Raw genomic sequence first — 20,697 nt, 5'->3', positions numbered from 1 at the left:
GTGCTCCAACTGCTGGAAGAAAAATACTTGTAAAAATACCAAGGGGACGGTTCGTGAGCGTCACGAACCGTCCCCTTCTTTTCATTGATGGCGCAAAGCACCATTCTTTATAACCTTCAGCCTATAGTCTACAGCCTGATAGCCTTCTTTATATTTTCATTCCGCCGTCACAGAATATAACCTGTCCGGTAATGAACGAACTTTCATCGGAGGCCAAAAACAGCGCCAGATTGGCGATATCCAGCGGCGACCCTTTGCGATTCATCGGCACAATAAACGGCAGCATCGCGTCCATCTGTTTGATGGTTTCCGGCGGCATGTTTTTCATCATGTCGGTCCAGATCATACCCGGAGCAATGGCGTTGACGTTCACGCCTTTTGCGCCCAGTTCTTTGGCCGCGGTTTTGGTCATGCCGATCACACCCGCCTTGGAAGCGGAGTAGTTGAGCTGCCCTGCGTTGCCCAGCGCGCTGGTCGATGAGATGTTGATGATTTTGCCGTAGCCCTTCTCCCGCATGACACGCGCCGCGCACTGGATACCAAGGAACGTACCCGTCAGATTGACGGCGATAACGGCATCCCACTGAGCGTCGGTCATCTTGTGAAGAATGACGTCGCGGGTAATGCCGGCGTTGTTAACGATAATATCGAGCGTGCCGAATTCCTTCACGGCCGTATCTACGATCGACTGCATGACAGCCCGTTCGGACACGCTGCCCAGCACGTAAACGGCTTGGCCACCCTTGGCTTTCACCTGATCCACGACGTTTTTCGCGTCCGCTTCGTTAACATCATTCACAACAATTTTCGCACCTTCTTCAGCGAATCTCATGACGATTCCTTCGCCAATGCCGCGTCCTGATCCCGTAATAATTGCTACTTTGTCTTTTAGTCTCATTTTCATCTCCTTCTAATTAATTCATTTCGGACAAGGTCCGATGTATTTCCCTTTCATCCTGCTGGTCATCTGCATTCCGGGCTGGCCTTTCATTTTTAAGCTGATGGTTGCCGTGCCGCTCATGGTACTGCCCGTGTAAGTGTTCGTGCCTGTGGAAACCATTGTGCCGTCTTTGCCCTTGCACTCCACTGAATACGCCACCGTACCGCCGCTGACCTTCAGGCTGGTTGTTTTGCAGTCATAGCCTTTTTCCTGGTTTTTCACAACCGGATCGCTTTTCGTGATGCACTGACGGAAAGTGGCGGGCGGCATCTGATGCGGCATTCCCTTCATTTCCATCTGAGTTGTCATTTCCCAGGAACCGTCCTTGAACTGGGCCATAGCACTGCCAGCCGATACCACCATAAACCATACCATCAATACAATCCAAATTTTTTTCATGGTCGTCTCCCATCTATTTTTTAAGCCGATAAACCGCCGCCGCTTCCGCCCAGTCCGCCAGGTCCATCTGGTTCAATCTGCGGATAAGGTCGCCGATCATTCCAGTCGACTTTTCATCATATACATGAAAAACGCCTTCTTTGAAACCTAAAGGAAGCAGCGGTTCTTTTTTTCGTGTTGCAACGATCTTTATTCTCTCCTCGGCAAAAGCGCCCTTGTAATCAGGCAAAAACATGGCCTTTAACTGAATGCGGTTGTCTGCCGGAGGGAACTGATATGCCCTGCCCGCCCGGGTATGATTGTCAGGCATATTCGCGTTGGGCAAAAGCAGCGTTACGGAACCATCGGCGGCAATGGAGAAGATATAGACGTAAGCATCTTCACTGACGGAATAGAAGATTTTTACCTCATCGCCTTCTTTAAGGTCGGTTTTGGAAAGATGGAGCTTAGCAAAGAGGCCGCCGCCCTTTTCGGGATAAACCGGTTCGACCAGAGCTTTGATTGTGATTTTGTACAGATGCCGGTTTTGAGCGTCCCAATCAGCGGTAATTGTTTTTTCTTTGGTAATTTTCCCCCGCACGGCGGCATAAATCAGATCCTCAGCCACCTGGCTGTTGGAGACCAGCGTGTGCGATTTAATGAACGTTCCCACCGCCATTTCCACGGCCTTGTTCTGGGCGTCCCGTCTGGCTCTGGCCTTGATTTCTTTTAATGTATCCAGCTCTCCCTGCAGCGCTTCTCCTTCCGCAGTAACCCAGACCGGTTTTTCCGCCGCGAGGCTGACAAAAGGAATAAGGAATAATACAAAACATAATGTGAGAATTCTTTTCATTGCCGGTTCCTTAATTCTTTTTTGCACCCATCAACTGCGGTGTCTGTTCGTTGTTGTATTGTTTCCGGGCAATGCGCTCCACCTGGGGTTTGATGTAACCAAACAGGTCATCCATTTTGATGGAACCATCCGGCCTTACAACATCCTCATTCCTGATGCCCTTAAGCAGGAAGTAAGTAAAGAGACCGTGCCCTTTTTCATCGTACGTGGCACTGATTTGATCGCCTGCCGAGGCGGACAAAACGGTTATGTTTCGGGAAAGAGGCAGACCGCCCTGAAGATTCATGACCAGGGGCCGCATGCCCCTGGCAATGACCGACCGGCCGCCTGCTCCCGAGAAGCAGGAATCCAGAGCAACAACAATTTCTTTGGCCGGAAGTTTTCCCAGAGCTTCATACATTCTTTGTAATGAGTACCCCGTCTCGGCTATAAAGGACGGGTCGCCGTCATAAGGAACAAGGTAAGCATCTCCCGTTTTGGGAGAAGGCGCGCCGTGTCCGGAATAGTAAACCAAAACAGTGCCGCCCTTTTCCACATTGTTCGGCAGCCATTTTTCAAAATATTTCACAAAATCGCCCAGGGCGGCATGATCGTTGACGAGCACTACAACATTTTCTTCCGGGTAGCCCATAACCTTGATCAGGTACTCACTCATCAGCTTTGCATCACTTACCGCAAAATCGGCCCTGGGCAGCTTTTGACGATATTGTTCGATGCCGATGACAATGGCATAGGCATTTTTATTGGGTTTGGTTTTAATTGCGGGCAGTTCGTCGATATCTGATTTACGCGAATGTGCCACCACCGGTTCAGGCGGCGGACTGAGCACCGCCGTCGTCACTTTGACCTGACCGCTGCAGAATACCTTCAGTCCGCCATTAACGTTGAAGAAAAGAACACCATCTTCCTCGGCCGTCAACTGAATGCCGCTGCCGATGGCAAACGGGTCGCCCTCTTCCCCGATTTTACCGACGAGCAGCGAACCGCTTCCCTTTACAATCACCCCGCCGCAAATGGCGGAGTTTCCGACGCCATCCGGACCGGTAACCCCGCAGATCGGACCCAGAGACCAATTGCCGCTGGCGGAAATTTTATATTTTATTCCTTTCCTGACCAACACCCCGGAATTTTTCCATTCGGCGTCGGCGGCCGCTACTCTTACGGTTACCTCTTTCCGGTCCGCCTGCGTTAAATCCAGCGCCTGAATATTATATCGATTATTGTCTGTGCCGCGCTCTTTTTGATTTGCCTGCGTCACATCCGCGGGCCGGGCGGCTTCTCCAGCCTGGATTCCGGCAAAAATAAAAATACCAAGAAATATGATGCCACAAAAAACATGTGAGATTCCGGAACAAGCACGAAATAACTTTTCCATGATTGTTTCCCTTAGTTTAATAGTCAGCATACTTGATTTTGTCGTCTGTGTTTCTTCTTTGCGCCAATCAACCGGGCGTCTGTTCGTTAATGAATTGCTGAAGCACGGGCAGCAAAAATCTTAACCGGCCGGCTTTTTGCGGATGATTTCCTTACACAAGGCAAGATAGTCCTCGGCGCCGTGGCTTTTGGGAGCGTATTCAAAAATGGATTGGCCGAAACTGGGCGCTTCGGCCACTGCAATGTTTTCGCGGATGACGGCATTGAAGACCCGCGCGCCGAACCGTTCGCGAACCTTATCCATGATGGCGTTATTGAGCCTTTTTCGCGCGTCGTAGCGCGTGGGGATGATCTGATAGGCAGGCTCGTTTTTATTGAATTTCTTTTTGACTTCCTCGATCAGCGTTAAAAGCCGGCTCATACCTTTCAGCGCCAGAAACTCCATCTGCAGCGGAATATAGACTTCCCGGCAGGCAACCAGCGCGTTGATGGTCAGCAGCCCCGATGCCGGCGGGCAGTCAATGATAACGTATTGAACATCGGAAACCGCCGACAACCTGTTTTTCAGAATCGTTTCCTTTCCGTGGAGCGCGGTTGTTTCCGTCTCCATTAACGCCAGATCGAGATTAGCGGGTAATACTTTCATGCCTTTGATATCCATGATCGCGTCGGCAAAAGGCGTTGTCCCTTTCATGACCGAATACATCGTGCCCTTCAAATCATGGGCGTTCAGGCCCAGAGAATAAGTCAGATGCGCCTGCGGATCAAAATCGATCACCAGAACTTTTTTCTTAAGCAAGGTCAGCCCGACGGCAACATTGAGCGCGGAAGTCGTCTTGCCGACGCCTCCTTTCTGGTTACAAAAAGCAATGATGTCAGGATTCGGCATGATCAAATCTCCCCGCTATTATTTTCAGACAAGATTCGCGATGAAGTCTTTAACGATCCCGGCAATTTCCGCCGGTCTTTGCATGGGGATCAAATGACCGGCCCCGACGACCGATCCGTATTGCCCCTGCGGCAAAAGCGAAACGGCTCTTTGTATATCCACCAGGCCGACGTTGGGACTTTTAGTGCCCTCCAGAACCAGTACGGGACATTCGATCCTGGAAAGAAGCGGCCAGGGGTCCCTGCTCCAGCCACCCATAAACATGGCGGCCTCACTTTCCGGTGTGCAGGCAAGCTGCATGTCCCCCTCCGGCAGTTTTTCCATACCGTACTGCCTGTATAACTGCAGGACGCCTTCATCCCAATCTGAAAAAAGTGATCGTGATTTCAAATACGACATCGCTTCATCTTCGCTTTGCCAGTGGTTGAGTCTTTTAATTGATTTGGAAGCCAGGGGATGATCTTCGACGCTGGGGGTCATTTTATAAAATTCATCGGGGAGAAAAATCGGCTCGATAAGAACCATGCCACGGGGGATGAGGCCATACGCGGCGGCGGCAATCGTCAACACCGTTGCCCCCATCGAATGCCCGACCAGTATGGGTTTTTCAATTTTCTGGGCGCGGCAAAAAACGGCAAGATCCTCGGCGATCACATTCCAGCTTAGCCCTCCTTCGTGCGGATTACACGAACGATAATCGCAAATGTAAGGCGCCCAGGCTGAATAGTCGGGAATAAATTCTTCAATAACCGGGTGCCAGAGCCACGGCAGAAAGCCGGTGGCATGCGCAAAAAGAATCGGACGGGGGCCGCCCTCGTAATAAAGATAGGGTAACCCGGCGCCGCCTACGTCTTGCGTCTTTAACTCAGGGATTTCCTTTTTCATAATCGAACAATATCTGCTTCGCATAACACCGGTGTGCGTCACACCGGGTTCGCCTGCTCAGGAAGCAACGTTGTCTGCAGCCTGCAACTCTTCAATGGACAGGATTCTATCGATATCCAGCAGGATTTTAATGGACCCGGCTGCTTTGGCCATACCCAGAATGTATTCGGTATTGAGTTTGGTGCCGAAAGAGGGCGTCGCTTCGATATCCGCGCCTTTGATATTGAGCACTTCCGATACGGAATCCACCACAATGCCCATCAAAATCGTCCGGCCTGCGGCCGCGATCTCGACCACGATAATGCAGGTTCTTTCCGTAAATTCAGCGGCGGCTATCGAAAATTTCAGCCGGAGATCAATCACGGGAATCACTTTGCCTCGCAGATTGATAACGCCCTTGATGTATTTAGGCGTCTGCGGAACAATGGTAATCGGCATGATTCCGATAATTTCCTTCACCTTCAGGATACCGATGCCGTATTCTTCTCCTGCGAGATTGAAAGTCAGATATTTGCCTTCTTTATCCGTCATTGCGTGAACTGCCTGATCCATAATTTTTGTCTGTTCAGCCATTCCTTCCCTCCTTCTCAAACAACTTCTTTACCGTTTATTTTATAAACATAAAGACGGTTGCCGTCCTGGCCGGCTACCCGTTAAAAAACGAAAACAGCGGCGGCAACTACAGTCGTATAATTATTATCCATGCATATTTTTGACTGGGTGACATTCAGCGTCCGGACGATCTTACCGCTGATCTTGAAAATTTCTTTTTTCTCATCCCAGCTTTCATCCACATTAAAATCAATACCCAGAGTGGACGCGAGCATCGCCGCGGCCAGATCTTCGGCATGATCGCCGGTTTGTTTTTCGGTAAGGCCAAAGGCGTGATGTTCACTGATATAGCCGTAGGATGTCTTATCCGCGGGAATCGCGCAACCGACCGACGCGGCCAGAAGCCGTTTGGGTTCATTGCTGCAGCACCGGCTCATCACGCAATACGTAATGGCGCCGGGGACAAGATGCTTGAGTCCCTGCGATTTGGGAATCATTTTACAGCGGGGCGGAAAGATGCTGGATACCTGAACCAGATTACATTTCTCGATACCGGCATTGCGTAAGGCACGCTCAAAGGAGTGCAACTCATCCTTGTGCGTGCCTACTCCTTTGGTGAAAAATATCTTTTTGGGAACAAAATCGTGCATGGTTATCTCCTTTTAAATTAATACTCGGTCAGTGTGGACAAACCACGCTCACCAACCAGAATGATCCGGGTATGGGTCAAACGCGTTGAAATCACCTTGGCGGTGGACTGCATGATTTTGAACCCCAGGGCGTTGTCTTTTTTCATCAGTCCCCGCAGCTTAAGGGAATCGATGGCAATCAGCTTTGCATCCTCGAGGCAGCGGGCGCTCAGGGTATAGATAAACGGTTCAACCACAGCCGACCAGCCCATGGTTTCTCCCCTGGTAATCATATCGACCGTCACCTGCATCGGCGGTTTACCCGGCCCCATATAATTATCCATAAAAAGGGCCACTTTCCCTCCCTGAATCAGGTAAAGGCTGCGAGCCTTGTCGCCGTTGGCATAAAGCTGCGTTCCGGCCTGATAAGTTTCCTCTTTGGCCAGAGCGGCTAGTTTTTTCAGTTGCACATCACTAAATCCCTTAAAAAACGCAAATTCCTTAAGCTTGGTAATGGGGACCATCGTCCAGCTCCTTTCATGAATGTGGAATGTTTAGTTGTTTATAGCAGTCTTCCTTTTCTTATACTACAAATTTATTAAATGCCAAGACTTCGTGCCATAATTTACACGAAATCACTAATAATGCAAAAGAAAATGATGATGTCTTTCATAAACCGTTTATCTTGCCTCAAGCATAAAAAAAGTTTATATAGAGTGAGAATCTAAATAAGGAAATCTTTATGAAAAAAATTGGTCGTCTGGCCGTCATTTTATTTTTTATTTTATCAGGTTGTGTTGCCGTACCGGACACCATTCGGGACGTCCGGGAATTGCGGCAGGATCATGCCTCATATTTCACCGATATCACCGGAAGCGAAGAGCCGCTGCCTCACGCAAGTCAGGCCCGGATGGACGAAGATTACAACATCATCTACTTTTCCGTATGGCACCAGAACAGCCCTTTCCATGCCCTGCCGGACAGAGTCCAGAAGGATTTCAAAAAATATGCCCACAAACCCGGCTATGGTGAAAACAAAAAACGCCATTCCCCGTCCTGGCTGAAAAAACTTCAAAACAACGCATCGCTTAAAAACTTCCCAAACGCGCTGTCCCGCGGCATAACAACCCGAAACACAAGCCTGAGGGAACTGCCCACCAATTCGCCTCACTTTAACACCCCGGACGGCGACGGCTCCGCATGGCCGTTCGATAATTTGCAGCGATCTTCCGCACCCGCCAACACGCCGGTTTTTATCTGTCATCTCAGTGCCGACAAATCCTGGGCGCTGGTGGAAACTTCTTTTACTTATGGCTGGATTCCGGTTGAAGATTTCGCTTCCGTGGACGACGAATTTGTCAAAGACTGGGAATCGGGACGCTATGCGGTGATCCTCCGCGATCAGACATCCGTTCTGGATGAAAACGGTGGATTCCTCGTACGGGCGTCGGTAGGACATATTTTTCCGCAGGCGGCGGCGGCGGCAGACAAAATACAGGTGTCCGTCGCCGTGGCTGATCAAAAACGGCGGGCGGTGATTCGGCGCGGTTTTATCCCGGCCGAAGCGGCGGCGGCAAAGCCGTTGCGCTTCAATTTGGTAAACGCGGCAAAGATAGCCAATGAAATGATCGGCGAACCTTATGGCTGGGGAGGACTTTACGGCAACCGCGATTGTTCTTCCATGACCCGCGATTTCTTTGCCGTTTTCGGCATCTGGCTGCCCCGGCATTCGGAAGACCAGGTAAAGGAAGCCGGCGCCACTATCAATTTGCAGGGTCTCCCGTCTGAAGAAAAGGAAAAAATCATCCTGGCCAAAGGAGTCCCTTATCTGAGCCTGCTGTGGCGCAAAGGTCATGTGATGCTATATATCGGCGCCAAAGACGGCCGGGCGCTTATTTTTCATAATATCTGGGGTATCCGGACAAAAGATCTGGCCGGCCGCGAGGGGCGGAAAATCATCGGACAGGCGGTGATTACAACCCTGCAACCGGGACAGGAACTAAGAGATATTGATTCGGCGTCAGGCTCTTTGCTCGACAATATTTCCGCCATGAATATCCTGTCGCCCGTCACCCCGGAGAAACCATCCAAGTGAATAAATATAAAATTGTTCTGGAATACGACGGCACCAACTACAGCGGCTGGCAGGCTCAGAAAAACGCGAAAAGCATTCAGGGCACGCTGATCGATGCCGCCCAGAAATTTCTGAACATTCCGTCTGTTACCCATGCGCCGTCAAAAGCATACCGCGGCAAGGAAGAGGCGCGCTCCCATGCGCGGGACCGGCATCCGGCGGACAAGCCACCGGATGCCCATTGGCTGGACATTCAGGGGGCGGGGCGCACCGATGCCGGTGTGCACGCGCTGGGACAGGTGGCCCATCTGGAATGCGCCCGCAAACTCAATTGCGAAACCCTGCGGATCGGGATGAACGATCTTCTCCCGGCCGGCATCAATCTTTTATCTTTAGAAAACGCCCACCCGCGCTTTCATGCCCGCCACTCAGCCGTCAGCCGCAGCTATCTGTATCTGATTGCCGCGAGGCGCACCGCCTTCGGCAAGAAATACGTCTGGTGGGTCAAAGACAAACTTCATATCGGCAAGATGCGGCAGGCCCTTGACGTTTTTCAGGGATTTCATGATTTTTCCTCTTTCGCCGACAAGAGAATGGACAAGGACACATCGACGCAGGTGGATATCGAATCCGTAGCGCTCAAGGAATTCGGCAATCTCATCGCCCTGCGCGTGGCCGGCTCTCATTTTCTGTGGAAAATGGTGCGGCGCATCGTGGGCATGACCGTTGAAGCCGGACGCGGCAATGTCACAACCAGGGAACTGGAGCAGATGCTCCAAACCTTTTCCGATGCTCCCGCCCGTTTTACCGCGCCGCCTTCCGGTCTTTTTCTGGAAAAAGTTTTATATGAGGGCGACAAACTTGCGGACATCCAGCCGCCCATTTGCTTATTGTAAAGGAGAAAAGGATATGAAAAAATTATTGTTGTACTTGTTTATTGTTATTGTAGCCGTTTTCAGTTGGAGTCCGGCGATGGCTCAATGCAGTGATGCTACATTCAGATGCAAGGACGCAAGCGGGAATCAGTTGGGGATTGTGTCGATCTCCTGTTCCATTCAGCAACCCTTACTGCAGGAATTCCCCAGATGCCTGCCTAACTTTGATTTATTTTCACCATGCCCCACGTTGCAATTGTGCAAAAATACCTACCCGTCAACGTCTGAAGCCTGCCCGCTGCAGCCGTGGCCCTCAGCATGGCGTTTCAGCAGTTGCATCAACAGATGTTACTGATCGGAGATACGGAGGCAAAATAGCGGACACAGATATTTTTATTTATTGCATCTGCCGGTGGACACCGCTTTGCATTTCAAACCATCTGTCCATGTGGCGCCGCTCAGGTTTGCCCTGACCAGGTTTGCACCGCTCAGGTTACAACCATCAAGCGAGCCCGTTATCTTTAATCTCGTCAAATCTGCATCATTAAATGCCGACGCTCCCCCATTGACATACGGAAGCGGCATTGATAAAAAGATTGTAATATTCATCAGGGCAACGGAGAATAACATGCCATGAGATGGACCGGGAAAAAAGTTGGTCTTGCCCTGGGCGGCGGCGGTGTCCGCGGCCTGGCTCATATCGGCGTTCTCAACGTTCTGGAACAGGAAGGTATTGCCGTCGACCTGATTGTGGGCACCAGCGCGGGTGCGTTGATCGGAGGCGCCTATGCGGTCGGGATGACACCCCGGGAGATCACGGCAAAAGTGGATGCCTACCTCACGAGCGCTGAATTTGAGGAATCAGCCATCAAGTCCATCGGTATGTCGTTTTCACCGGGACCGAAAAGTTTTTTACAGAAAGCCCAAATCTTTGCCAGAAATCAGTATTATCTGGTTCGTGCGTTATTCAAGCCTTCCATCCTTCCCGCTGAAGATTTCCAGGCACTCATCAATCACCTGCTGCCTGATATCGATATCCGTGACACGCGCATTCTCTTTCGCGCCGTATCTACGGATCTGATTACCGGCAAACAAATTGTTTTAGACGAAGGCCCGCTCAGGCAGGCGGTGCTGGCCAGCAGCTCTGTTCCCGGAGCGTGTGAGCCCATCCGTCTGGGCGAATGGCTTCTGGCCGATGGCGGCGTAACCAGCCTTGTCCCCGTTCATGCGGCGCGCACCGCCGGAGCGGACGTCGTCATCGCCGTCATGGTGGACCGGGATCTGCCGGCAGGCGCCGGCATCGAAACGGCTAAAGATGTTTTATACCGGGCCGGCGAAATTACAGCCAACGCCCTGGAAGCAGCCGAGCTTCAAAATGCTGATGTTGTTATCCGCCCGGCCGTCGGAGATCTTCACTGGACGGATTTCAGCCGGTCCAAGGACCTTGTCGGAATCGGCGAGAATGCCGCCCGCGGCGCGCTGGAAACGATCAACGCTTCCCTGCCTCTGTCCCGGCGTTTTTCGCGCTTTACCCGGCGTTTCTTCAATCGAAAACCGGCAGCGTGAGCAACACATCGGGCAGCAATGTCAAGTCGTCGCAGATCAGAAAAAAACCCGCCTGGAAATAATCCAGCGGGTTCTTCTTTTTTTCCGATCGGTGTAATGACCGCGCAGCGGAATTCAAAGCGACGTGATTCCGATTACCCTACTTTTTTCAATTCATTGCCGCATTTGCATTTTCCGGGCTTGTCCGAAATCGTATTACAGACACAGCCTTCGCCGCAGCGACAGGCATACAACCCCTTCAAACTTACTTTCTTGACCGGTTGACCGCAACCGCATTTAGAGGGGTCTGCCGCGTTGAACTTGCACGCGCATTTTTTGCCGCATGTACACAAAATCGCTTCATCGCCCTCTATTTTGAGGACGTGCATCGGCAAAAGTTTTTTCCCGCACTTACAATTCCCGGGCTTCGTGGATGCCGTATCGCACTGGCAATCGGCGCCGCAATTGCACACATAGAGTATTGTTCCCGGAACGACTTTCTGTTTGGCCGCCTTCCCTTTTTCGGCTGCCAAAGACAATCCCGCACAAACCATTAACGTGATCAAGACTCCGATTAAAATCAGCTTTTCTTTCATTGCTTTCTCCTTTCAATATTTTTGCCCGCAGACGAGATGCTCTGATTCTCTGAATTGCTGTTTCAAATATGCGGATGATTGCCGGACGGCGAAACTATAAAAAGAATGGTTTTATTTGTCAAATAAAATATCAGGCACAGAGCCTGGCCCGTTTTGTCTCCGGCAAAATCGATGACAGGTCTTGATCAGAATCGGGATTGACGCGCCGAACATTGGTTAAACTCATTCTACAACGGCTTATCGTCCCGATATATCTATTGTCACACCGATGATCCGGTCGCCGGGATCGGCGGGCGGTGTCATTTCCCGCACCTGCCCCATTGCTTTTAATTTTGCGAGAACATCTTTCCAATGCCTGCCGGATATTTCAGCCCGGATACTGATACCGTCATCCGACGGCTGCTTTGAGATATTTCGGGCATCATATTGAGCCATGAGTTTCTCGACGTCCAACGCCGCGACATCCGGATTGCCAACCCGCAAGACAACTCTGGCCCGCGGCGAAAGGGCTGCGGATGACGCCATCGGCCGGGGCATGGCAGGCGCGGCCATTTTATAAGATTCCTTCTTTTTTGCTGCATCAGGCAAAACACGATCATCCGTTTTTTTCTCCTGATCCGCCATCCGTGCTTTGACGGTATCCATCCCATTCTGTTTCGCCTGAAGCGCCGGGTAACCTTCATCTTTGCTTTCCGCCAACCCTTTTGTTTTGTAATCACTGGTTTCGCGAGCGGCCCCGGCTGCGCTCTCTGCCGCCTCTGTCTTTTGCGCGGCGCCTCTTGCGGCGGTCCCCCCGACCGCCTGCTGATCCTGTTTTTTATCTTCCCGCGCAACAACCCTTTTTCGGGAAACGGTTGCAGCCGCATCTTCAGCCTGCGGCATCTGCGCCGGTGGCTGTTCTTTTTGCATTTCCACAGCGGGCATCGGAGCACCCGGCAAAATTTGTTTCACCTGTTCGTCGCCTGCCCGGTAAAGGTAAACGGCCAGCACCGCAATAACAATCGTTGCCATGATCTGCACGGGAATTTTAATCCTGAGCGGATAAAACCATTTCCGCGCAAAGCTTTTTTTATCGGCTTCTTCGCGCACGCGCGCCATGATTTTTTGTTGAAACCAGGGCGGTTCTTCCACGGCAGGAAGGTTGTCCACCATCTGACCTGCTTTTTGCAGACAGGCCAGTTCCTTCCGGCACTCTGTACAACCGGCCAGATGTTCTTCTACGGCGCGCTTTTCCGCATCGGATAAAACGCCCTCCGGGTAAAGAGGTAGAAGATTTTCGATGTCCTGACATTTTTTCATAAATCACCCATGATTTTTTTAAGGCAATCTTTCATCGCCATCCGAGCGCGCGACAGCCGGGATTTCACGGTCCCGTCGGGAATCCGCAAAACATCCTGAATCTCTTCATAGGAGAATCCCTGAATATCGCGCATCACCAGCACTTCCCGATAATCTTCCGCAAGCGCGGAGATGCATTTCTGCACCTGGGCCTCAAGCTCGCGGCGCTCCAGCAGCTCGCCGGGGTGGCCTCCGCTTGCCGCGGCAAGACAAACCGCGCAATTGCCCGGACCATCCGCTGTTTCATCTTGCGAAGGACCGTCATGCCGCGACAGGCTCTGACGCTGTTTGAGTCTGTTCTTCGTGTAATTAACCACTATCCGGTACAGCCACGTGGAAAACCTTGCTTCTTCTTTAAACTTGCCGATGGCCCGGAAAGCAGCCAGAAAAGCCTCCTGCGTGACATCACAGGCCTCGTCATAATCGCCCAGCATCCGGTAAGCGATGTTCAGCATTTTCTTCGAATGCCTTCCAACCAGCACGGAAAAAGCCTCCGTATCGCCCTTTTGGCATGCCGTCACATATTCCAGATCGTCATCGGTAACCGGCATTTTTTTGTCCTCTATGGTCTTAGACATCCATCACAACCTTTTTGTTCCCCGGATATTACTGTTTCCTGGAAAGGATATTTACCACAACATGAAGGCACATTCATGATCTTTTTAAGCAATTGAACTTAGCAATAAACATTATTTCAACATTATCTTCACTATTTTTTCCCCGGCAATCAAACATCAAGATGAACAAAAAAGCTGACTTTCCATTCGCAATCCACGCCATTCAAACCGGAAGATTCACTTGACAGACAGAATGCTCTTCCCTATTAATATGTCATTAAAAAGCAGGTTTTTATCAATCAGGAACGGAGGTAACTATGAAGAGAATCGCTGCATCAATTATCATGTGCGTGCTACTGTCATTGTTTTTCATTTCCAGCGCCCGCGAGGCGGGAGCAGCCAAAGTCTATGTGGAAAATGTCGATATGAACGTCGGCTGCGACTATGAAATCGCCCTGTGGTACACGGATAAGAACGGCGCCTACCAGAAGACCGCCCCGGTTTTCCTTGCCCGCGGCGGCAGCTATACGTTCGATTCGGGAGATAATCCACCCTACATGCTCGAAGGATCAGTATGCAAGTCGAATCCCTCCACCGGGCGCTACCTGATGCGGAGATGGTTCTACTCGATAACCGGTAATTCGAATTGGAAAATCGAAGTGTGCGACGTCGCGAACAGCATATACAACCAAAAATAAGAAACAAGCGCCGTTTTATCGATGCACGTCGAGCCGAATGCATACTTTTCATTGGGGATAAAGATGAAATCCGTAAAATTCATTTTAGCGTCACTGCTCATTCTCGGATGTTATTTCCCGGCACACGCTGAAATGAAAACATTCATCAAAGAATACACCTATCAGGCCAGTGATTTTGACAGCAAAATATCGAGCCGCACAATTGCCCTCGAGCAGGTCAAAAGACTTCTTCTGGAGGAAGTCGGCACCTTTCTGATTTCTGAAACAGAGGTAAAGAATTTTCAGTTGACAAAGGATAAAATCAGCATCCTGAGCGCCGGTATTATTCATACCGAAATTCTCGCGGAAAAGTGGGACGGAAAAACCTATTATCTCAAGGTCAGGGCTTCAGTTGACCCGCAGAACGTGACCAGACTTCTGGCCGAACTGAGAAACAATAGCCAGAAGAATCAGGAACTGGAAGAAACAAACCGTAAGGTGAACGAAGCATTAGAAAAAATAAAAGAATTGCAGAGCGCGCATACCGCCAAACCGAATTCCGACGGCAAACAGAACGAATATTCAAAAGCCATTGATGAATTGAAATCCAAAGAATGGCTGGATAAAGGCGTTGCCTTGATGAATGAAGAAAAGTATACGGAAGCATTGAATGCGTTTAACAAGGCGGCAGAAATCAACCCCGCCAGTGTCTGGGCGCATATCAACAGGGGATGGGCGATGAATACCGTCGGGGATTATTACCAGGCCCTGAAGGTGTATGACAAAGCCGCGGACATTGATCCCCGCAACCCCTATATTTACGTCAACCGGGGCATGTCATACAATTCCATCGGCGATTACCAGCGGGCGCTTCTGGATGAAGATCAGGCGATCACGCTGGACGCAAATAATTCCTGGGCCTACATCGGCCGGGCCCGGGCTTATCTGGGTATAGGCAACTACCATCAGGCTCTTGCGGATTTAAACAAGGCATCGCAGTTGGAACCAGGAAATTATTTTGCATATTCCAGCCGTGTGTGGGCGCACAACGCTTTGGGCAACCATCGGCAGGCACGGGAAGATCTGGACCGGAGCCTTAACCTTGCGCCCAACAACTCCTGGATGAACTGGAATGCAGCCGTATTTTACGCTCTGGCTGGTGAAAAGGGAAAAGCCTTGGCAGCGCTTAAGAAAGCCATACGGCTGAACAGCACCCTTAAACGAAATGCAAAAACGGACAAAAACCTTCAGTCCCTCTGGAATGATGCTGATTTCAGAAAACTCGTGGAGTGATAAATACCTCATCCCCATGCATCGACAGATGTCATTGTAAGGTTGCAGTTGAACCGGGCCATGCCATCGCTCAGAATGCACTGCAATTGTGATTCCCTATAGATTCACTGGATTCCGGCCTTCGCCGGAATGACGATAAAATATTGTAATGTCAGTCCGACTATGTTTTCTTTGTGCCTTTGTGCCTTTGCCACTCAGGCCACCTTCAGGTGGTTGTGCTTACAGATCAGACTTTTCCAATGCTTTTTGATATTCTTTGATCAGTGCTTTTTTCGGCACGCCGACTTCGATCATATCCCAGGGAAGAAATTCATCTAAATCTTTCTGCCGGTAGACATAGAAGTCGGGGTTGATGTTTATCGCTTTCAGCGCCTTCATCCAGTTGCCATTCAGTTGGTGTACCTTCAGCAAAATATCGCCGACACGCCGGTCGCCCAGGGACAGGAGCGCCTGCACGTAGTTCCACTTGGGCACGTCGGCAATGACATGGATCTGCTTGTCCTGACGAAACGCCTGCGTGATCTTTTTTATTTTTTTGCCGACGTCCCGAACATCCGCAAGGCCGCACCATTGCAGCGGTGTCCGGGGTTTGGGAATGAACTGATTGATGCTGAGCGTAATGCGCCGGAATTTCCGTTTCCCTTCCGTGTGGCAAAGCGCCGTGTGCTGAATTTTTTTGGCAAGGTCAATGATGGCGTCAATATCTTCATCTTCTTCTGTCGGCAGGCCTACCATAAAGTACAAACGCAGATTGGATATTTCCTTTTCAATCAGCAGCCGGGCGGCGTTTAAAATATCGTCCACGGTGATCCCTTTACGCAGCAGATCTCGCAGCCGCTGGCTTCCCGCTTCCGGCGCAAGCGCGACCGTTTCAATGCCGCCCGCCTTAAGAACGTCCACGATCTTTTCATCCATCCGGTCCAGACGCAGAGACCCAATGCCGGTCACGGCATCGTGATCGACAATGTATTGACAGATCTTCACCAGATCGGGATGATCGGAAACCGCCGTGCCGACCAGGCCTATTTTCTTTTTCACCATTAAACCGCAGTCAATAGCCGAAATAATTTCTTCATAGCCGCGGAAACGCGGCGGCGCGTAAACAAAGCCTGCCGCGCAAAACCGGCAGAGGTGCGGACAGCCCCGATTAACCTCGACCAGAAACATATCCGCCATTTCCGAATCCATGCTGCTGACCACTTCAGTTGTGCAGAAAGCATCAATATTTTTAACGGGAGAAATCTTAATTCTCGCGGGTAAGCCTTCTGCAAGCGGCGTCATATCCTGAATTTTCCCGTCGGAGAAATAACGCACCGCGTAGAGCGAAGGAACATAAATGCCGGGTATTTGTTTTTGCAGCAAGGTGAGCAGGGCGTGGCGGTCAAGCCCGCGGCTTATGGCATCCGCATACACCCGCGCGAACCGAGGCAGAACATCTTCTGCTTCGCCCAGAATAAATATATCAAAAAAATCAGCCAGCGGCTCGGGGTTCAGCGTGAGCGCGATGCCGCCGCCGATCACCAGCGGATGCTGACTTACGCGGTCTTTCGCCTTGAGCGGAATGCCGCTCAAATCCATCATTTTCAGGATGGACGGGTAATCATTTTCAAAGGAGACGGAAAAAGCCAGGATATCAAAATCGCGGACCGGTTTGCGGTTTTCCAGACTAACTGTTTCCGCCGCGCCGGTGACGAATTCAGCGTCGTCACCGGACACGGGCAGAAACACTCTTTCACAAAGAAAGGAAGGGGTCTCATTAAATATTTTATAAACCGTCTGGAACCCGAGGTTGGCCATGCCGATCCGGTAAACATTCGGATAGGCCAGGCATACCGTATGGCAGGTTCCCCAGACTTTTTTTACAAAACCCTGTTCACGGGCCAAAAGGGCTTCGTGTTTTTTTTTCTGTTTCCAGTTCATGGACATCTCATGGCCTCAGCCCTTTTGCGCCCGGCCGGACAGCCACGAATAACCTGTTAGTCCGCCTGACGGCGCAAAAACGTGGGAATATCAATATCAACGTTTTCACTTTCATCGCCCATACCCACCGTCAGCACATTGCCCTGATCGCGGGATTTTTCCTTGCGCAAAAAAGCGGGCGTCGATAAATCTTCTTTCCGGAAGCCGCCCAGATGCATCACATTGGAGGACGTCTGTTTTTTCTTCATGGCGTCTTCAAAACCGGTTGCAATCACGGTGATCCGGATTTCATCCGTCATGTTTTCATCAATGACCGTGCCGAAAATAATATTGGCATCTTCATGCGCTTCGGACTGAATCAGCGATGAGGCTTCGTTGACTTCATACAGGCTCATATCCGGCCCGCCGGTAATGCTGAGCAGGATGCCCTGCGCGCCCTGAATCGTGTTGTCCTCCAGAAGCGGCGAGGAGATCGCCCGCTGCGCGGCTTCAATGGCGCGGTTCTCACCGGTGGCGGTTCCGGTGCCCATCAGCGCCATGCCCATATTGCTCATAATGTTTTTCACATCGGCGAAATCAAGATTGATCAGCCCCGGAACAATAATCAGATCGGAGATGCCTTTGACGGCCTGATAGAGAATATCATCCGCTTTCTTGAAAGCATCCAGAAGCGAGAGCCCCCGACCGCCCAGGCTGAGCAGCCGCTGATTGGGAACTACAATCAGGGTATCCACCACATCGCGCAGCGCGATGATGCCTTCTTCGGCCTGGACATTTCTTCTCTTGCCTTCAAACTGAAACGGTTTGGTCACCACGGCCACGGTCAGCGCGCCGCATTCGCGGGCCACCTCCGCAATCACCGGCGCCGCGCCGGTCCCGGTGCCTCCGCCCAGGCCCGCCGTGATAAAAATCATGTCCGCGCCTTCCAGATGCCTGCGGATTTCATCGCGGGATTCCATGGCTGATTGTTTGCCGATGTCCGGATTGGAACCGGCCCCCAGCCCCTTGGTGACTTCCGCTCCGATCTGGATTTTAACGGGCGCGGCAGACGCCGCCAGCGCCTGAGCGTCCGTATTGGCGATGATAAAATCAACCCCCCGGAGCGTATAGGAAATCATCGTATTGACGGCGTTGCCGCCGCCTCCGCCCGCACCGACTACTTTAATTCTTGCTGAATTTTCGATGCATACTTCCGTTAGTTCAAACATGCACACCCCCTCTTAGTTTAGAAAAAATCTAAAAACCATTTTTTAATTGTTTTGAATAATTCGCTAAAGACGTTGCCCGTCTTTCGATAGACGGAATCACCCGACGTATTTTTACTGCCGTATATAATCAAGCCAACACCCACCGCAAAGGCCGGTGAATTGGCAACATCGCTCAAACCGCCGACGCCCGCGGGACAGCCGCAGCGCACCGGCATATCAAAAATCTGCTCCGCCATTTCACTGATTCCCGGCAAAAGCGACGTGCCGCCGGTCAATACAAGCCCCGCCGCCAGCAGATCTTCATAACCGGAACGGACAATTTCCTTGAGCGCCATATTAAGAATTTCATCCATGCGGGGTTCCACAATTCTGCCCAGAATCTGGCGCGACACCATTCTGGCTTCCCGGCCTCCGACGCTGGGAACTTCAATGGTATCTTCCTTCGGAATCATCGATGTCATGGCGCAGCCGTAATGCAGTTTTATTTTTTCCGCCTCGGCAAAAGGCGTCCGAAGCCCGGTGGCGATGTCCGAAGTCAGAAAGTTGCCGCCCACCGGCAGCGTGGCGGTGTGTTTGATGCTGCCCTCCGCGAAGATGGCAATGCCGGTGGTTGATCCTCCAATGTCGATCAGGGCGACACCCAGATCTTTTTCGTCATTACTGAGAACGGCCTCGGAGGCCGCGAGTTGCTCCAGAACAATATCATCAATATCCAGACCGACGCGGTTGACGGATTTCACCACATTCTGAATGGAAGCAGCCGCGCCCGTTACAATGTGCACTTTCGCCTCCAGACGGACACCCGACATCCCCACGGGATCACGGATGCCGTCCTGGCCGTCCACCACATAGTTCTGGGGCAGTGTGTGCAGAATTTCGCGATCCACGGGAATGGCAATGGCCTTGGACGCTTCAATCGCCCGCTGCAGATCGTCTTCGCCGACTTCCCGGCCTTTGATGGCCACAATCCCCAGCGAGTTCTGCCCTTTAATATGGCTGCCGGCGATACCGACATAGGCGGAATTGATACGGCAGCCGGACATGTGCTCGGCATCCTCCACGGCCTTTTTGATCGCCTCGACGGCGCTGTCGATATTGACCACGCCGCCTTTTCTCATCTCTTTAGCCGGAGAAATACCCACGCCGATGATATCGATCCCGGTTGCCGTCACCTCGCCGACAATCGCCGCTGTCTTCGTGGTTCCAATATCGATTCCCACCAGAACATTACTCTTTTTCGCCATAGTTTCACCCTTCTGAAATAGCCGTCAATTATATTCTATACTGCGGACCTTTTTTCTGCTCCTGCGCTTTTTCCAGCGCGTCTTTGCGTTGAACGGTTACTTTGGAAATATCCGCCAGATCAACGAACAAATGACCGTTTTTGGTGCCCCGTTTTTCGAGATCCGCAAGAACTATGTTAAGCTGACGCAACTTCCCCGCAAAATTATCCCGGCCCAGTTTCAGATGCAGTCCCTTGTCCGTCAGCAGGGACAATCCGAAAACATCATGAACCTGAACCTCGGAAACCGTTCCCAGAAATGCATACTGATCGTTGGTGGACAGCATTTCCAGCAATTTCAGTGCGTCGGTCAACAGGGGGGATCGTGTTTTATTCTGAATGTTGACGCCGTTCACGATGACCAGATCCACTTCATCGGTTTTGCTTAATTTCTTAAAAACAAATCCATCCACATCCATCAGATAAAAATTCCCGGCCTGCTTCACCAGTGCAATCGGCGTCCGTTCGCGGATATCCAGCACCAGACGGTTCGGCAGTTCCCGGCCGACGTAAATATTTTTAATCCACGGATTGGCCGACACCCTTTTCACCACCGTATCCGTGTTCACGGCCAGAATGTTGGAACGGGGTTGAATTTTCGCCATCGTCAGAATATCTTTTTCCGTCAGTTCCTTCAATCCCCGCACGGAAATCTCCCTGATTTCAAAATACGGCGCGCTTAAAAACGAGCTGTATGTATAGATAAACGCCGCGCTCAGCACCATCGCAGTCAAAAGCAGACACAAGGCGCTTAAAGAGTCACCCATCGCGCCGATCAGACGCCTGCGCAGCCTGTTCTTTCTGGCTTCCAGATTGACTTTCATCTTTCCTT

Annotated in this window: 22 protein-coding genes; 5 read left to right on the top strand and 17 right to left on the bottom strand. The window is 51.2% G+C overall.

All coding sequences use genetic code 11. From position 1 onward, the window contains the following. Window positions 1-148: 148 nt before the first annotated feature. From CVU71_16155 to CVU71_16115, 9 genes are all read right to left on the bottom strand, one after another. Window positions 149-904: a 3-oxoacyl-ACP reductase FabG gene (locus CVU71_16155; GenBank protein ID PKN17594.1), complete on the bottom strand. Its 756-nt coding sequence runs from the start codon at window positions 902-904 to the stop codon at window positions 149-151. 15 nt (window positions 905-919) lie between these two features. Next, a complete protein-coding gene (locus CVU71_16150) occupies window positions 920-1,339 on the bottom strand; it encodes a hypothetical protein (protein PKN17593.1) in 420 nt (139 codons plus the stop codon). A 13-nt stretch (window positions 1,340-1,352) separates the two neighbouring features. Then, a complete protein-coding gene (locus CVU71_16145; GenBank protein PKN17592.1) occupies window positions 1,353-2,171 on the bottom strand; it encodes a hypothetical protein in 819 nt (272 codons plus the stop codon). 10 nt (window positions 2,172-2,181) lie between these two features. Continuing rightward, window positions 2,182-3,546, bottom strand: coding sequence for a peptidase C14 (locus CVU71_16140; protein ID PKN17591.1), 1,365 nt, complete (start codon window positions 3,544-3,546; stop codon window positions 2,182-2,184). 120 nt (window positions 3,547-3,666) lie between these two features. After that, complete coding sequence (locus CVU71_16135; GenBank protein PKN17590.1) at window positions 3,667-4,434, bottom strand: chromosome partitioning protein ParA; 768 nt, start codon at window positions 4,432-4,434, stop codon at window positions 3,667-3,669. Window positions 4,435-4,458: 24 nt separating this feature from the next. Next, window positions 4,459-5,343, bottom strand: coding sequence for an alpha/beta hydrolase (locus tag CVU71_16130; GenBank protein ID PKN17589.1), 885 nt, complete (start codon window positions 5,341-5,343; stop codon window positions 4,459-4,461). A gap of 33 nt (window positions 5,344-5,376) precedes the next feature. Then, window positions 5,377-5,892: a chemotaxis protein CheW gene (locus CVU71_16125; GenBank protein ID PKN17588.1), complete on the bottom strand. Its 516-nt coding sequence runs from the start codon at window positions 5,890-5,892 to the stop codon at window positions 5,377-5,379. Window positions 5,893-5,972: 80 nt separating this feature from the next. Beyond that, the gene (locus tag CVU71_16120) at window positions 5,973-6,521 is read right to left on the bottom strand and encodes an arginine decarboxylase, pyruvoyl-dependent (GenBank protein PKN17587.1); all 549 of its coding nucleotides are present in this window, start codon (window positions 6,519-6,521) and stop codon (window positions 5,973-5,975) included. Window positions 6,522-6,538: 17 nt separating this feature from the next. Beyond that, window positions 6,539-7,024 carry a hypothetical protein gene (locus tag CVU71_16115; GenBank protein PKN17586.1) on the bottom strand — a complete coding sequence of 162 codons (486 nt, stop codon included), beginning with the start codon at window positions 7,022-7,024 and terminating at the stop codon, window positions 6,539-6,541. Window positions 7,025-7,242: 218 nt separating this feature from the next. Here CVU71_16115 and CVU71_16110 point away from each other — a divergent pair, with 218 nt between their 5' ends. Continuing rightward, complete coding sequence (locus CVU71_16110; GenBank protein ID PKN17585.1) at window positions 7,243-8,595, top strand: hypothetical protein; 1,353 nt, start codon at window positions 7,243-7,245, stop codon at window positions 8,593-8,595. Further along, window positions 8,586-9,470, top strand: a complete 885-nt coding sequence (gene truA, locus CVU71_16105) for a tRNA pseudouridine(38-40) synthase TruA (GenBank protein ID PKN17584.1) — start codon at window positions 8,586-8,588, stop codon at window positions 9,468-9,470. Before CVU71_16110 ends, truA begins: the two co-directional genes overlap by 10 nt. 372 nt (window positions 9,471-9,842) lie before the next feature. On the opposite strand, the gene CVU71_16100 is transcribed toward truA, so the two are convergent. Further along, a complete protein-coding gene (locus CVU71_16100) occupies window positions 9,843-10,058 on the bottom strand; it encodes a hypothetical protein (GenBank protein ID PKN17605.1) in 216 nt (71 codons plus the stop codon). 24 nt (window positions 10,059-10,082) lie between these two features. Here CVU71_16100 and CVU71_16095 point away from each other — a divergent pair, with 24 nt between their 5' ends. Beyond that, a complete protein-coding gene (locus tag CVU71_16095) occupies window positions 10,083-11,015 on the top strand; it encodes a hypothetical protein (GenBank protein ID PKN17583.1) in 933 nt (310 codons plus the stop codon). A gap of 134 nt (window positions 11,016-11,149) precedes the next feature. Here the strand turns inward: CVU71_16095 and CVU71_16090 are convergent, their stop codons facing one another. The 3 genes from CVU71_16090 to CVU71_16080 all read right to left on the bottom strand — a co-directional run bounded on the left by CVU71_16090 (window position 11,150) and on the right by CVU71_16080 (window position 13,506). Next, a complete protein-coding gene (locus CVU71_16090; GenBank protein PKN17582.1) occupies window positions 11,150-11,590 on the bottom strand; it encodes a hypothetical protein in 441 nt (146 codons plus the stop codon). Window positions 11,591-11,827: 237 nt separating this feature from the next. Next, a complete protein-coding gene (locus CVU71_16085) occupies window positions 11,828-12,889 on the bottom strand; it encodes a hypothetical protein (GenBank protein ID PKN17604.1) in 1,062 nt (353 codons plus the stop codon). Further along, on the bottom strand, window positions 12,886-13,506 hold the full coding sequence (locus CVU71_16080; GenBank protein PKN17581.1) for an RNA polymerase subunit sigma-24: 621 nt from the start codon (window positions 13,504-13,506) through the stop codon (window positions 12,886-12,888). Before CVU71_16080 ends, CVU71_16085 begins: the two co-directional genes overlap by 4 nt. Before the next feature lie 296 nt (window positions 13,507-13,802). On the opposite strand from CVU71_16080, the gene CVU71_16075 reads away from it, so the two are divergent. Further along, window positions 13,803-14,183: a hypothetical protein gene (locus CVU71_16075; protein PKN17580.1), complete on the top strand. Its 381-nt coding sequence runs from the start codon at window positions 13,803-13,805 to the stop codon at window positions 14,181-14,183. A gap of 21 nt (window positions 14,184-14,204) precedes the next feature. Then, window positions 14,205-15,455: a hypothetical protein gene (locus CVU71_16070; protein ID PKN17579.1), complete on the top strand. Its 1,251-nt coding sequence runs from the start codon at window positions 14,205-14,207 to the stop codon at window positions 15,453-15,455. 219 nt (window positions 15,456-15,674) lie between these two features. On the opposite strand, the gene CVU71_16065 is transcribed toward CVU71_16070, so the two are convergent. From CVU71_16065 to CVU71_16050, 4 genes are read right to left on the bottom strand one after another with little or no spacing between them, the layout of a single operon-like run. After that, window positions 15,675-17,381 carry a radical SAM protein gene (locus CVU71_16065; GenBank protein PKN17578.1) on the bottom strand — a complete coding sequence of 569 codons (1,707 nt, stop codon included), beginning with the start codon at window positions 17,379-17,381 and terminating at the stop codon, window positions 15,675-15,677. A gap of 50 nt (window positions 17,382-17,431) precedes the next feature. Continuing rightward, the gene (locus CVU71_16060; GenBank protein ID PKN17577.1) at window positions 17,432-18,583 is read right to left on the bottom strand and encodes a cell division protein FtsZ; all 1,152 of its coding nucleotides are present in this window, start codon (window positions 18,581-18,583) and stop codon (window positions 17,432-17,434) included. Between the two features lie 17 nt (window positions 18,584-18,600). After that, window positions 18,601-19,827 (bottom strand): cell division protein FtsA, encoded by a 1,227-nt coding sequence (gene ftsA, locus CVU71_16055; GenBank protein PKN17576.1) that lies wholly within the window; start codon window positions 19,825-19,827, stop codon window positions 18,601-18,603. Window positions 19,828-19,855: 28 nt separating this feature from the next. Beyond that, window positions 19,856-20,689, bottom strand: coding sequence for a hypothetical protein (locus CVU71_16050; protein ID PKN17575.1), 834 nt, complete (start codon window positions 20,687-20,689; stop codon window positions 19,856-19,858). Between the last annotated feature and the right edge of the window lie 8 nt (window positions 20,690-20,697).

The organism is Deltaproteobacteria bacterium HGW-Deltaproteobacteria-6, from assembly GCA_002840435.1.
In the GTDB taxonomy this organism is placed as follows: domain Bacteria; phylum Desulfobacterota; class Syntrophia; order Syntrophales; family Smithellaceae; genus UBA8904.
This window is presented reverse-complemented; position numbering and strand designations above follow the sequence as displayed.

Coding starts and splice junctions, on each gene's coding strand:
- CVU71_16155 (PKN17594.1), bottom strand. CDS start 904: ATGAAAATGAGACTAAAAGACAAAGTAGCAATTATTACGGGATCAGGA.
- CVU71_16150 (PKN17593.1), bottom strand. CDS start 1,339: ATGAAAAAAATTTGGATTGTATTGATGGTATGGTTTATGGTGGTATCG.
- CVU71_16145 (PKN17592.1), bottom strand. CDS start 2,171: ATGAAAAGAATTCTCACATTATGTTTTGTATTATTCCTTATTCCTTTT.
- CVU71_16140 (PKN17591.1), bottom strand. CDS start 3,546: ATGGAAAAGTTATTTCGTGCTTGTTCCGGAATCTCACATGTTTTTTGT.
- CVU71_16135 (PKN17590.1), bottom strand. CDS start 4,434: ATGCCGAATCCTGACATCATTGCTTTTTGTAACCAGAAAGGAGGCGTC.
- CVU71_16130 (PKN17589.1), bottom strand. CDS start 5,343: ATGCGAAGCAGATATTGTTCGATTATGAAAAAGGAAATCCCTGAGTTA.
- CVU71_16125 (PKN17588.1), bottom strand. CDS start 5,892: ATGGCTGAACAGACAAAAATTATGGATCAGGCAGTTCACGCAATGACG.
- CVU71_16120 (PKN17587.1), bottom strand. CDS start 6,521: ATGCACGATTTTGTTCCCAAAAAGATATTTTTCACCAAAGGAGTAGGC.
- CVU71_16115 (PKN17586.1), bottom strand. CDS start 7,024: ATGGTCCCCATTACCAAGCTTAAGGAATTTGCGTTTTTTAAGGGATTT.
- CVU71_16110 (PKN17585.1), top strand. CDS start 7,243: ATGAAAAAAATTGGTCGTCTGGCCGTCATTTTATTTTTTATTTTATCA.
- CVU71_16100 (PKN17605.1), bottom strand. CDS start 10,058: ATGAATATTACAATCTTTTTATCAATGCCGCTTCCGTATGTCAATGGG.
- CVU71_16095 (PKN17583.1), top strand. CDS start 10,083: ATGAGATGGACCGGGAAAAAAGTTGGTCTTGCCCTGGGCGGCGGCGGT.
- CVU71_16090 (PKN17582.1), bottom strand. CDS start 11,590: ATGAAAGAAAAGCTGATTTTAATCGGAGTCTTGATCACGTTAATGGTT.
- CVU71_16085 (PKN17604.1), bottom strand. CDS start 12,889: ATGAAAAAATGTCAGGACATCGAAAATCTTCTACCTCTTTACCCGGAG.
- CVU71_16080 (PKN17581.1), bottom strand. CDS start 13,506: ATGTCTAAGACCATAGAGGACAAAAAAATGCCGGTTACCGATGACGAT.
- CVU71_16075 (PKN17580.1), top strand. CDS start 13,803: ATGAAGAGAATCGCTGCATCAATTATCATGTGCGTGCTACTGTCATTG.
- CVU71_16070 (PKN17579.1), top strand. CDS start 14,205: ATGCACGTCGAGCCGAATGCATACTTTTCATTGGGGATAAAGATGAAA.
- CVU71_16065 (PKN17578.1), bottom strand. CDS start 17,381: ATGTCCATGAACTGGAAACAGAAAAAAAAACACGAAGCCCTTTTGGCC.
- CVU71_16060 (PKN17577.1), bottom strand. CDS start 18,583: ATGTTTGAACTAACGGAAGTATGCATCGAAAATTCAGCAAGAATTAAA.
- ftsA (PKN17576.1), bottom strand. CDS start 19,827: ATGGCGAAAAAGAGTAATGTTCTGGTGGGAATCGATATTGGAACCACG.
- CVU71_16050 (PKN17575.1), bottom strand. CDS start 20,689: ATGAAAGTCAATCTGGAAGCCAGAAAGAACAGGCTGCGCAGGCGTCTG.